Consider the following 12870-nt stretch of genomic DNA (forward strand, 5'->3'; position numbering starts at 1 on the left):
TTAGAATTTGTAGAGTTTTAAAATTGCCTTAATATCTTTCAATCGTAATCGTGCCGTCTTCCGTCCCTTGATTGTAATAATGATCAATAATTTCTCGGTAAGTTGACCCTTGTTGGGCCATGCCTATTGCTCCCCATTGGCTCATACCTACACCATGACCGTTTCCTTGCCCGACAAAGCGGATACCCTGAGCCTTTGACTTTGCACCGGAAATTCCGGATGCGCCAACAATTTGACAGGTTTCTATCCTTGAATTCAGGGCAGCAACCTTACCATTGCCATCAATAATCATCAACTGATCCTGGTGCACTCCCTGACTCATGGAACCGTTTTGACCCTGAATGGCTAAATCAGCAGCTTTGGAACTCCCTTCCGGAATTATATCAAATTTGGTGCTTTTTAAACCAAAAACAGAGCGGATATTATCACGGAAAACATTAACAGTACCCTTAGTGCCGACAATTTCCATTCTGGTGACGCGTCCTGATGAAGTGGAAGTCTTCTCATCCCGATTTAACCGGTATAAATTAAGGTGATCAAAATCCCCAATGCCGGTCTTTGATGCAGTTTTTGTTAGATAACTTTTGATGGCATCCTGAATCTCCTGATACGACAAAGTTTTTTCCCACTGATAACAAGAAGCAGCCCATGTGGATCCCGACTCTTCTGCCGACCGATCTTCTTTGGAGCGCACCGCCTTTAAATAAGGCAATTCTTCATTCCAGACATTTTCACTACTTTCCGTGTACCCTCCGGCATTGGAGTGAAAATAAGCCTGAATCAGTTCCTTATCCCCTCTTTTACCACTTTGATAGAAAATTACCTTTCCTTCCGTGTCATCTACAGCATCAATCACACATTGTGCATTGATATTTTTTTCTGCGCTGTAACCGCCATAAACTTGGGAGGCAGTGTTATTGACCACATCATATTTGCGATCACAATCTTGAAAACACAGGGCAAAGGTACGTGAAACCTCTGCCTGGGATTTCAAAGCTTCCTCGGGTGCGGTATAGCCCATTTCTTGTCCCACCACACCATAGAGATAATATTCAACAGGCAAATGATTCACCACCAGCAGGCTTCCCCCATCTATACTAATGGCTATACCATGCCGATACAGGGTATTTTTATAACTGAAAACATTTAATTCATCTTCGTCCTCCGGGGTTACTGTGATATTGCTGAAGAAGCCATCTATATCCTCTCCATTAATGGTTAAGGCGATCGACGTCCCTTTCTGATTCACAGTTAACACATCTCCCGCCTCAAGAACGGCGACCGGTAATCTCATGACATTATCCATCACTTCATAGCTTCCTTCCGCTATTGAGAAGGTCCCTTGATAAGTCCCTTTGGAAAGGCAGACCCTGATTTCATCATTCCCCTTGGCTTGAATAGGGGTAACCCCCCAGATAATCAAGATGCAAACTAAGAAAAATTGTACCGATTTTTTTAATGTTTTTCCCATAATACCACCTTAACCAAGTTTTTCTAATCTTCGATGGTAAACAATTCGACAGACTATGGACATTTCCTGCCGAAAATAGGGAATAAAAAAAGTTAAGGAAACAAAAGTCACCTTAACTTACATCAACTTACATCGAATGCCCAATCCGGATGTTCAATTGTTGATAGAGATCGTTCATAAAAGATCTTTCAGTTTTCATGTTTTTATCTTTTTGTTCTTTATTTCTGTCATTTTTATTAATATTTTCAGATTTCTCTTTGTTCTTATTTTTCTGAGATTCTTGGATATTTTCTTCGATTTTTACTTTGATTTCTTTTTTTATAACTTCCACATTCTCTTTTTGGTGCTGTTGGTTCATCTTAATCTGGTTATTTTTTTTGTCCTTTACTGGATCCTGCTTCTGTATTTTTTTTATTTCTTCCTTAATCTTATTTAAATCATTGTCTTTATTGCTCCCTTTTTTGATACTTTTGCTGCTGCCCAAATCTTGATCCGGTACTCTTTCTTGCCATGGGGAAGGATCCAAGGTATTCCTAGGTTTTTTTTCTGACCTTTGTTTTACCTCTTGTTTTACCTCTTGTTTTTTCTTTTGACTTTTCTTTTGACTTTCCTTTTGGTTTTGGTCTTGTTGATCTTTAAACTCTATTTTATTCTTATTTCCTATCGGTTTTTTAGTTTCTTTAAATTCTTTTTGCCACTTTTTAATTTTTTCTTGATAATTTTTTTCTTCTTGAGCACGTTGAATTATTTCTCCCGGATTTCCGCCCGCATCTTGAATGGCTCGCACCACACCCGATTTTTTTACATGATCGACATCAATATTCAGGCCGGCATCTTTCGCTTCTACCAAGAGTGCATATTTCCCAGATGAGATACCCAATTCTTCAGCTTTTTCCCGAAGTTCATAATCCGTATTAAGAATCGTTACATTTGCTTCTGCTTTATTCTTTGATAAAGCCTTTTTGGCCTGGGTAATGATCGGCTGGTTTGTGTCCTTCTCCCTGGCTGCATCCGGTTTTTTTTCCGATAGATTTATGATAACTTGGTTGTTCTTTTCCGGTTTCAGGTAGCCTTCCTGACAAGCGGCATCGATAATATCCTCTACTGCTTGTTCTGAGGTTAATCCTGTCAAATTCAACTTTTGCAGGAGTTCCTTCCCATCCCGGTTTAAAGGATGTACGGCAACCACTTTGTGTTCCTGATCTAATCCCAATTCGATACTGGGGTTAATATCTACCGTCATATAAGCCAAAACATTACTCTCCGCAGGTTTGCCCAGAAATTGCTGCCATAAAGGTGCTGTAAAAAAGGTAATCATCACCAGGGCAGCTACCGATAATAATCTGACGTAAAACCAGGGCTTTCTGACTTTTTCAATATCAATGATCGTTTCATCGCCTATTTGGGGGTTTAAACCGGAAATAGTGCGGGAAATAAACTGACCGTCTTTTGTTAATAAAATCATCCGTTTACCGTCTATTTCCATGACCAATCCTTTTTCTTTCATCGGTTTTCCCTCTTTATGAAGATTTTTTTAAATAGTCTTGCAAAAACTTAAAATCACCGCAGATTATCAGCGTCATCGCTATGATGTATTTCCTTTGACGTTCCAACGTTTTTCTGCTGACCTTCACCAAACCGGCCATTTGCTTTAAGGGCAGCTCTTTTTTAAGTTCCAAATGGGTGCGTAGTTCTTCCTGTTCGGCAATGAGGCGGGCTGCTTCCATGGCCCGGAGGCGAGCATCTTCGTGTTTGGGAGCACAGGATACTAAATCGGAAAATGAAATGCCATAATTGTTTAACAATTTGGTGTATTGTTTAATTTCCTCACGACGATCTGAGCTTTCTTGCTTTTTCTGAAATTCCATCATGGCTTGATGATGCTCAATCTGATTTAAGATGCCGTCATTTTCTGCTTGCTGATCCCCGCCAAAACTGGAAAAAGGAATTGCTCTGCTCAATCGCTGTTCCCGACGATAATGATCAATCAATCGTCTTTTGATCACTATTTCCGCATAATTAAAAAAACTGGTCCCTCCTTCCGTTTTATAGGTATCGATTGCTTGATCTACGGCCAACATGCCAATACTTACTTCATCATCCTGATCAGCATCAATATATCTTCCACACAAGGAGGAGGCAGTTTTGATAACCAAAGGTCGAAACCGTTTAATAAGCTGTTCTCTGGCATCCCGGTGACCTGATTGGGCACTTTTTAGCAAGGTGTCCAAATCATCCAAAGCCATCACCTGCCTATCGTAAATTAATTCGTAAAATAATCTCTGTAACTGGGGGTTTATCTTCTTAAAAACAACCTAAAAAGCAAGGAAAGGATGATACTCAGTACCAAACAGGTCACAATGGGAAAATAAAAAGTGAAATTGCCCTTTTTGAAGACGATATCTCCCGGTAAGGATCCAAAATGAAAAAATCGGCCCAACCCCATCATTATCAAACCGACGATCAATAAAAGTACGCCGATTCCAGCCAACATCCGGCCTAAGGTTTGCCAGTCCATTATTTTTTCTTCTCCTTTCGATAACGGTCCCTTTCACTATAGATACATCCGCAGTATGGCTGACGATAGAGATTCATTTCCCGGGAAATACTGACTCCTTCCCGATATCCGGTACGAAAATCATGATAATAGAAAGGTATGCGAAATTCTTCCCCGGCTTCTTCCCCGGCTTGTTTGATTAAATCATGTTTTTGATAAGGACTGACCAGCAAGCTGGTGGTAAAAGCATCAAATCCCTGTTCTGCCGCGATCCGGGCAGCCTCACGCAAACGCATACGGTAACAAAACCCGCAGCGGATCTGCTCACGCCCGTTCACCATGCTCAGAAAACCTTCTAAATCATAATCATCCTGAATGATGATTTCTAACTGAACCTTTTCACTAAATTCTTGAAAAGTCAGCAGCCTTCTTTCATATTCCTTATAAGGATGGATATTGGGATTATAAAAATAGCCCCTTACTTCATGACCCGTTTCCCTTAAAAATCCCAGGGGAAAAATAGCACATGGTCCGCAGCAGGCATGGAGCAGTAGTTTCATGGCTTACATTTCCTCCCCTTCATCATCATCCGAAAAAAAAGTTTGTTGTTGTAATTGATCTAAGTGTTTCGGTATCGGACAGTCAAAATATCGGTAGGCTTCCACCGTGGCCATCCGCCCTCGGGGTGTCCTGTTTAAGAAACCTAACTGCATTAAATAAGGCTCATAAACATCTTCCACCGTATCCGCTGATTCGCTAATGGTGGCGGCAATGGTTTCTAAGCCAACAGGTCCGCCGCCGAATTTTTTGATGATGCTCAGCATCATTTTGCGGTCAGTTTTATCCAAGCCCAGGGGATCCACCTGCAGCTGAGCAAGTCCGTTCCAGGCTACTTCCTGGGTAATAATCCGATCCGCTTTGATTTCTGCAAAATCCCGGATCCTTCTTAGTAAACGATTGGCAATACGGGGCGTTCCCCGGGATCGGCGAGCAATTTCTCGCGCGCCCTCCGGCGTAATTGCTACGTTTAAAATTCCTGCAGACCTATTAATGATGATGATTAATTCATCTTCCTGATAGTATTCCAAACGGCTCATGACGCCAAAGCGATCTCTGAGAGGAGCAGATAGCATGCCCGCTCGGGTGGTGGCGCCGATTAAGGTGAATTTAGGTAAATCAAGGCGTAATGTACGTGCACTGGGTCCTTTGCCAATCACAATATCAATACAAAAATCCTCCATGGCAGGGTAGAGCACCTCCTCTACCGTGCGATTTAAACGGTGAATTTCGTCAATAAAAAGCATATCCTTTGGTTCCAAGCTGGTGAGAATGGCTGCCAAATCTCCCGGCCGTTCGATGGCAGGTCCGGAGGTGACACGTATATGAACATTCATTTCATTGGCAATAATATTGGCTAAGGTTGTTTTTCCCAAACCGGGAGGACCATAAAGAAGCACATGATCTAAGGATTCACCTCGATTAAGAGCGGCTTGAATAAAAATTTCCAAATTGTTTTTAACCTGCTCCTGTCCGATATATTCACTTAAATTCATCGGCCGGATATGATTGATTTCACTATCAAAATCCTCAAGTTTCATTGATGAGGAAATAAGTCGATCTTCTTCCATAGGAATTACCTCACTGAATATTTTCTTTTCCACCTTAAAACTTACCTAAAAGCTTCAAAGCGCCTTTGATAAGATCTTGAGTATCTGCTTCCGGTCCCAAGGCGTTGGACGTTCTCATACAAGCGCTTCGGGCTTCAGGAGCAGAATAACCTAATTGGGTTAAAGCTAAAACACAATCCTGGTTGAGGGCAGTATCCTGCCCCGGGGAAAGGTTGTTAGACGTCTCTTTCCCATCGTCCAGCTTTTTAAATTTTTCTCTTAATTCTAAAACTAATCGTTCTCCTGTCTTTTTGCCCACCCCGGGAGCTTGGCTTAAACCCTTGCTGTCTCCGGCCAGAATGTATGAAATTACTTCCTGATAGGAAAAATGGTTCAAAATCGCCTGTCCCAGTTTTGGGCCGATCCCCGATACACTGATCAAAAGGCGAAAAACCTCCATTTGTTCCTTTTGTGGAAAGCCAAAAAGCTGCCATTGATCCTCTCTTATTTGCAAGTAGGTATAAAGGAGAATTTCATCCCCCGCTTCTTTGTCCTGGGGAAAGATCCGAGAAGGGACAAAAACATGATACCCTATCCCTCCAACCTCAATCAGTATGTCTTCTTCATCGATGGAAAATATGATCCCCTTAATAAACTGAATCAAAAAGGATCACCTCTTTTCATTAATGTTTTTATCTATGATACGGGAATGGGCATGGCATATGGCTATGGCCAGAGCATCTGCCGCATCGTCCGGTTTGGGGAGAGCCGGCATTTTTAAGATCGTCTTGATCATATATTGTACCTGATGCTTGTCTGCTCGACCATAACCTACCACAGCTTGCTTCACCTGTAAAGGTGTGTATTCATTGATCACTACATTTTTGTGGACCGCGGCCAAATAAATGACCCCTCGGGCATGGCCGACAGCCAGTGCAGTTCTGGCGTTTTTATTGAAAAATAATTCTTCGATGGCGGCTTCTTGCGGGTGATAGAGATTGATCAAAGCCGTAACACCTTGATATATTTTTTCTAAACGGTGTTCCAAAAACATCCCGGCATCAGTTCGAATACAACCATAATCAAGCAGTTTAAATTTATTGCCCCAGGTTTCGATGACTCCGTAACCGGTAATAGCTGTCCCGGGATCAATTCCTAAAATAATCAATTTTTTCTCCATGTTTTCCGACTTGAAATTGCAAACCACTTTGACAAACTATAAACTATAACTTACTTATATTCGCCAGGCGAATTTCAATCTCCTGCCAAAAAAGATAAAGGGACGAGGTTGCCATCAACCTGTCCCCTTCATGCTCAAGCTCACTTATTCATATTCATCAATACTGTCCATGGCTTCTAATAATTCTTGTTCGCTGGAGAAATTAAGTGTTCCTTCTTTCACTTTGGTCTGCCATTCCTGAGGAAGGCGATCGATTCGAATATCCAAAACTTCAACGAGTTCTCCGGTCACACCTACCGGTCCTTTCAGGACAGCAACATATTCCCCCACCGCCCCGAGGTGACGTTTATGTTCATCTTTTGGACAAAGGCCATCAATATTTTTAAAAATTGTGATCTCTCGATCATTATTATGATATAAAGCCCACCCAGCAGCTCTCAGAGCATCTTCGTCCATACCTGGATAAGCTTCTCCGGCAATGATTTCCTTTTGGATCAAATGCTGACATTGGGTATAATAAATTTCTTCTTTAATGGTGGCATTTTCTGGTATCATACCCACCGTTTGGGTTTGATTGTCCCTTAAACTATTCCCGTATAAGGGTTTTTTAGATTCATTATGCCAAAAAGTATGATCGGCAAACAAAAAAGATGCCGCAAAACTAACCACAAAAGCCAGGGCACAAAAACCGACCATTCTTTTTATATGCTTAAAAGCCATGTTCATCCCACCTAATCGATTACATCATATTGATCATTCTTTAGAAAAATATGATAACCAAAAGATGGGCTTTTTATACTTGCATTTAATCTTCTAATTGAGCCAAAATTTCATCCGGGATATCAAAATTGCCATAAACATTTTGAACATCATCATGGTCTTCCAGACTTTCTACCATTTTCATTAATTTCTTCACTTGATCCAAATCATCAACCATAATAGTATTCTGAGGGATCATAGTGACTTCCTCTTCTTCAATGGTGACTCCCTTTTCTACCAGAAAATTACGCACTTCTTCCAGAGAATCAGGTTCTGTGATAATCTCACCTATCCCCTCTTCTGCTTTAAAGTCTTCAGCACCGGCTTCTAAAACGAGCATCATCAATTCGTCTTCATCCTGATTTTCCAAATTGACAGTTAAACGGCCTTTCCGATCAAACATCCAGGCGACACAACCTGTCTCACCAAGATTTCCACCGTTTTTTGAAAAAGTGTGTCGGATTTCGCTGGCCGTCCGATTGCGGTTATCGGTCAAAATCGCCAGCAAAATGGCTACTCCTCCCGGTCCATATCCTTCATAAAAAATTTCTTCAAAATTGTCGCCATCTGTGCCGCCGGATGCCTTTTGAATGGCCCGGTTGATATTATCATTGGGCATATTATTCGCCTTAGCTTTTTGAATACAAAGCTTTAAACGGAAATTACCTTCCGGATCCGGTCCCCCTTGTTTAACAGCAACCATAATTTCTTTTGATACCTTCGTAAAAATGGCGCCTTTCGCTTCATCTTGTCTTGCTTTTTTGTGTTTAATATTTGCCCATTTGGAATGACCGGACATGATAATTACCCCTCTTTCTATCAAAAAACGTCTTTAATTATTAAATGAACCCTCATATTTTAGCATATAATTCTGATATAGGGAATAGTAACTGAAGACCTTATGATCTTTTCAAAATGATTTTATGGTCGACCAACGCTAATTCTTTAATTTCGGCTTTGATCATTTTTTTATGACCAAAGATATTCTCCAGGATCAACTGCCCATCTTCCGGGATGACCCGATCCACCTTTTCGAAAAATAATTCTTCTTGATCCCCATTTAAAATATAGGCGTTTGCTTCACACATATTTTACTCATCCTTCCCAAATTTTCTTAAAAGAGTGATCAATCCATCAATTTGATGGGGTAAAGGCTCATTGGGTACACCTACAATTTCAATCCCTATTCTATTGATAGGCAAGAGAATTTTTTGTGCTGATGATTCAGAAACAGCTTGGGCCATCTTAGGGGTTAATTCCCCCAGCATGGCATTTGCCGCGATAATTGCCACTGATCCAACGATCACATCCATCTGACCGGCCATAAACACAATGGCATTCTCCCCTGTGGCACCTTCATTCGCACCTGCCTTCAGCATCGCTGCTGTTGCCAAAGAGTTTGTGCCCAAAGCAATAATTTCTGCATTTTCCGATAGATTTTTACGTAGCTTTTCAGTGATGTGTTTCCCGATACCACCGCCTTGGCCATCGATTACGCCAATCTTCATCATCTATTCTCCTCAGCAAATTTTTCTAGTCGTCAGACATCATTATATCAAAATAAAGGCTATATTGCTATGAGAACGGAAGGATCAAAATAACAGAGAAAATCTCTTACTGGATCAAAGAAAAAAACTAGTTCCGCCGAAAGAACAACGAAAAAAGTTTTAAAAAGCGTTAAGCCGGTTAATCTAATTTTGTAAGGTAAGCTCAAAATTCAGATGAGGATTCTTTGGAACTCCCTATTTTGTAAACCAACGTCTGAAGGAGTATTTTGTTGTTTCTTTATTCATTGCGGCGATGTGGGTGGTCAGGGGGATTTCTTTTGGACATACCTCCCGGCAATTCTGAGCATTGCCGCATTCCTGAATACCTCCCTCTGCAATTAATGCGTCAAGTCGTGCTTCTTTATGCATTTCACCAATGGGATGTCCATCGGCATTTCGATGTTTTAAGGAATTTCGGATCATTTCTTTCAGGATATTCCGGCTTATAGTGACTGCCTCTGCTTTCATTGCGCATTAAAGCACCGATGGTAATCGCCTGGGCAACCTCTAGCATATTTTTTAATTCTTTAACAAACATCATGGTCTGATTGTAATACCCCTGTGAATCTACCATATTGATGTTTTTCCATCGTTCTTTCAATTCAAGCAGGAATTCATTATTGGTGGTTAAATCTTTATTATTACGGACAATTCGTTGTTACGGACAATTCCTACATTTTCGATCATCTTTTCTCCCATTTCCTGATGGAACTTATAGGGATTAGATGTTTTTATTTTTGCTTTCTTGTTGTTTTTCTTGTTTTATGTTCAATATCTTATCATGATTCTTCTTCTTAGTTTTAGTCAATATCATTTGCATGAACACAACTGTTATTTATCAAATAGATATAATTTTACTAATAAGGTATGATCTGTTTTACATCGTAGGATTCCAAATCAATATGGCTTTTAATAGATTGCACCCCGCTAGCATATATAAAAAAGCACACTTTTTAGTGTGCTTTTAATTAAAATTAGAACCTGGCAACGACCTACCCTCCCAGGGACCTGCGTCCCAAGTACTATCGGCGCTGGAGAGCTTAACTTCTGTGTTCGGAATGGATACAGGTGGGGCCTCTCCGCCATCATCACCAGGAAAATTTATGAAGTTGGAACAATCTATAACTGTTCTCTCAAAACTACACAGTGAAGTCTTTCATGCTTAGAATTTATCTTTAAGGTCAAGTCCTCGACCTATTAGTACCGGTCAGCTCCGGACATTACTGCCCTTCCACACCCGGCCTATCTACCAGTTCGTCTTTCTGGGGTCTTATCAGCTTGCGCTGTGGGAAATCTTATCTTAAGGGGGGCTTCGCGCTTAGATGCTTTCAGCGCTTATCCCTGCCAGACTTAGCTACCCAGCTGTACCCTTGGCAGGATAACTGGTACACCAGTGGTCTGTCCATCCCGGTCCTCTCGTACTAGGGACAGTGCCTCTCAAATTTCCTCCGCCTGCGACGGATAGGGACCGAACTGTCTCACGACGTTCTGAACCCAGCTCACGTACCGCTTTAATGGGCGAACAGCCCAACCCTTGGGACCTACTACAGCCCCAGGATGCGATGAGCCGACATCGAGGTGCCAAACCTCCCCGTCGATGTGGACTCTTGGGGGAGATAAGCCTGTTATCCCCGGGGTAGCTTTTATCCGTTGAGCGACGGCCCTTCCACTCGGTACCGCCGGATCACTAAGCCCGACTTTCGTCCCTGCTCGAAATGTCTCTCTCGCAGTCAAGCTCCCTTCTGCCTTTACACTCTTCGCGCGATTTCCATCCGCGCTGAGGGAACCTTTGGGCGCCTCCGTTACTCTTTGGGAGGCGACCGCCCCAGTCAAACTGCCCACCTGACAATGTCCTTCAGCCGGCTTACGGCTTGAAGTTAGAATTTCAGCACATCAAGAGTGGTATCCCACCAGCGACTCCAATGAGACTGGCGTCCCATCTTCTTAGTCTCCCACCTATCCTGTACGTGATATACCAAAATCCAATGTCAGGCTGCAGTAAAGCTCCACGGGGTCTTTCTGTCCTGTCGCAGGTAACCGGTATCTTCACCGGTATTACAATTTCGCCGAGTCCCTTGTTGAGACAGTGCCCAAATCGTTACGCCTTTCGTGCGGGTCGGAACTTACCCGACAAGGAATTTCGCTACCTTAGGACCGTTATAGTTACGGCCGCCGTTTACTGGGGCTTCAATTCAAAGCTTCACGTTTCCGCTGACCTCTCCTCTTAACCTTCCAGCACCGGGCAGGCGTCAGCACCTATACGTCGTCTTTCGACTTTGCAGGCACCTGTGTTTTTGCTAAACAGTCGCTTGGGCCTTTTCTCTGCGGCCTCTTCATGCTCAGTCTGTTAAAAACCTCACATTACAAAGGCACCCCTTCTCCCGAAGTTACGGGGTCATTTTGCCGAGTTCCTTAACAAGGGTTCTCTCGCGCGCCTTAGGATTCTCACCCCACCTACCTGTGTCGGTTTTCGGTACAGGCACCTGGCTCCTCGTTAGAGGCTTTTCTTGACAGTGTGGGATCAGTCAGTTCGCTACTTATTTTCGCTCCCCATCACCTCTCAGGATCTTTGAAAGACGGTTTTTCCTATCTTTCTCCCTACAGGCTTGGACGCACTCTACCAACCGTGCGCTTGACCTACCCTCCTGTGTCACCCCTTCCTTCAAACGGATCCAGGTGGTATCGGAATCTTTACCGATTGTCCATCATCTACGCTTTTCGCCTCGACTTAGGTCCTGACTTACCCTGGGCGGACGAGCCTTCCCCAGGAACCCTTAGGTTTTTGGCGGGCAGGATTCTCACCTGCCTTTTCGCTTACTCATACCGGCATTCTCACTACTGAACTCTCCAGCTCTCCTTCCGGTAAACCTTCGTCGTGTTCAGTACGCTCCCCTACCACTCAAGAAGCAAGATGCTAGAAGCAAGATGCAAGATTATTAGTCTTACCTCTTGTTTCTTGCCTCTAGCATCTTGCTTCTTGAATCCGAAGCTTCGGTGGTGTGCTTGAGCCCCGTTACATTTTCGGCGCAGGGTCACTCGACCAGTGAGCTATTACGCACTCTTTAAATGGTGGCTGCTTCTAAGCCAACATCCTGGTTGTTTTAGCAACTCTACATCCTTTTCCACTTAGCACACACTTTGGGACCTTAGCTGTCGATCTGGGCTGTTTCCCTTTCGACTATGAAGCTTATCCCCCACAGTCTGACTCCCAAGATAAATTTATGGCATTCGCAGTTTGTGAGAGTTCGGTAACCTGGTTAGGCCCCTAGCTCGAACAGTGCTCTACCGCCATAAATCATCTCTTGAGGCTAGCCCTAAAGCTATTTCGGGGAGAACCAGCTATCTCTTGGTTCGATTGGCATTTCACCCCTACCCACAATTCATCCGCTCACTTTTCAACGTAAGTCGGTTCGGGCCTCCACTCAGTCTTACCTGAGCTTCACCCTGACCATGGGTAGATCACCAAGTTTCGGGTCTACAACAACGAACTTTCCGCCCTATTAAGACTCGCTTTCGCTTCGGCTCCGTCTTCTCGACTTAACCTCGCTCGTTATCGTAACTCGCCGGTCCATTCTACAAAAGGTACGCCATCACACATTTAAAGTGCTCTGACAGTTTGTAAGCATACGGTTTCAGGTTCTTTTTCACTCCCCTCCCGGGGTTCTTTTCACCTTTCCCTCACGGTACTGGTTCACTATCGGTCGCCAAGGAGTATTTAGCCTTGGGGGGTGGTCCCCCCGGATTCCCACGGGGTTTCTCGTGTCCCGCGGTACTTGGGATACTTTCGAGCATTTCCGCCTTTCGCCTAC

General features: G+C 43.1%; 14 protein-coding genes and 2 rRNA genes (1 of these 16 only partly in view). All 16 read right to left on the reverse strand.

All coding sequences use genetic code 11. The features are described from left to right. Positions 1-28 precede the first annotated feature (28 nt). Complete coding sequence (locus CEQ75_RS13595; protein ID WP_089611476.1) at positions 29-1471, reverse strand: SpoIID/LytB domain-containing protein; 1443 nt, start codon at positions 1469-1471, stop codon at positions 29-31. A 127-nt stretch (positions 1472-1598) separates the two neighbouring features. Beyond that, complete coding sequence (locus CEQ75_RS13600) at positions 1599-2978, reverse strand: anti-sigma factor domain-containing protein (RefSeq protein ID WP_089611479.1); 1380 nt, start codon at positions 2976-2978, stop codon at positions 1599-1601. Between the two features lie 13 nt (positions 2979-2991). Then, the gene (gene sigI / locus CEQ75_RS13605; RefSeq protein WP_157677477.1) at positions 2992-3711 is read right to left on the reverse strand and encodes an RNA polymerase sigma-I factor; all 720 of its coding nucleotides are present in this window, start codon (positions 3709-3711) and stop codon (positions 2992-2994) included. A gap of 56 nt (positions 3712-3767) precedes the next feature. After that, positions 3768-3989 (reverse strand): DUF2905 domain-containing protein, encoded by a 222-nt coding sequence (locus tag CEQ75_RS13610; RefSeq protein WP_089611482.1) that lies wholly within the window; start codon positions 3987-3989, stop codon positions 3768-3770. Continuing rightward, a complete protein-coding gene (locus tag CEQ75_RS13615) occupies positions 3989-4528 on the reverse strand; it encodes an epoxyqueuosine reductase QueH (protein WP_089611484.1) in 540 nt (179 codons plus the stop codon). The genes CEQ75_RS13610 and CEQ75_RS13615 overlap by 1 nt, the downstream gene beginning before the upstream one ends. A 3-nt stretch (positions 4529-4531) precedes the next feature. After that, positions 4532-5566: a Holliday junction branch migration DNA helicase RuvB gene (gene ruvB / locus CEQ75_RS13620; RefSeq protein WP_420828423.1), complete on the reverse strand. Its 1035-nt coding sequence runs from the start codon at positions 5564-5566 to the stop codon at positions 4532-4534. A 64-nt stretch (positions 5567-5630) separates the two neighbouring features. Next, positions 5631-6239 (reverse strand): Holliday junction branch migration protein RuvA, encoded by a 609-nt coding sequence (gene ruvA / locus CEQ75_RS13625; protein WP_089611487.1) that lies wholly within the window; start codon positions 6237-6239, stop codon positions 5631-5633. A gap of 6 nt (positions 6240-6245) precedes the next feature. Continuing rightward, positions 6246-6743, reverse strand: a complete 498-nt coding sequence (ruvC, locus tag CEQ75_RS13630) for a crossover junction endodeoxyribonuclease RuvC (RefSeq protein ID WP_089611489.1) — start codon at positions 6741-6743, stop codon at positions 6246-6248. 156 nt (positions 6744-6899) lie between these two features. Further along, positions 6900-7475: a hypothetical protein gene (locus CEQ75_RS13635; protein WP_089611490.1), complete on the reverse strand. Its 576-nt coding sequence runs from the start codon at positions 7473-7475 to the stop codon at positions 6900-6902. Positions 7476-7560: 85 nt separating this feature from the next. Further along, positions 7561-8313 carry a YebC/PmpR family DNA-binding transcriptional regulator gene (locus CEQ75_RS13640; RefSeq protein ID WP_089611492.1) on the reverse strand — a complete coding sequence of 251 codons (753 nt, stop codon included), beginning with the start codon at positions 8311-8313 and terminating at the stop codon, positions 7561-7563. 100 nt (positions 8314-8413) lie between these two features. Continuing rightward, positions 8414-8602 (reverse strand): CooT family nickel-binding protein, encoded by a 189-nt coding sequence (locus CEQ75_RS13645; protein WP_089611494.1) that lies wholly within the window; start codon positions 8600-8602, stop codon positions 8414-8416. 3 nt (positions 8603-8605) lie between these two features. Continuing rightward, entirely contained in the window at positions 8606-9022 is a 417-nt protein-coding gene (locus CEQ75_RS13650) for a DUF3842 family protein (protein ID WP_089611496.1), read from the reverse strand. A gap of 234 nt (positions 9023-9256) precedes the next feature. Continuing rightward, positions 9257-9430 carry a hypothetical protein gene (locus CEQ75_RS13655; protein ID WP_198306546.1) on the reverse strand — a complete coding sequence of 58 codons (174 nt, stop codon included), beginning with the start codon at positions 9428-9430 and terminating at the stop codon, positions 9257-9259. 1 nt (position 9431) lies between these two features. After that, the gene (locus tag CEQ75_RS13660) at positions 9432-9713 is read right to left on the reverse strand and encodes a hypothetical protein (protein WP_089611498.1); all 282 of its coding nucleotides are present in this window, start codon (positions 9711-9713) and stop codon (positions 9432-9434) included. 327 nt (positions 9714-10040) lie between these two features. Then, positions 10041-10157 (reverse strand): 5S ribosomal RNA (rrf, locus tag CEQ75_RS13665). 81 nt (positions 10158-10238) lie between these two features. Next, positions 10239-12870 (reverse strand): 23S ribosomal RNA (locus CEQ75_RS13670) (it continues 372 nt past the right edge of the window).

Origin of the sequence: Dehalobacterium formicoaceticum (assembly GCF_002224645.1) — a bacterium.
In the GTDB taxonomy this organism is placed as follows: Bacteria; Bacillota; Dehalobacteriia; order Dehalobacteriales; family Dehalobacteriaceae; genus Dehalobacterium; species Dehalobacterium formicoaceticum.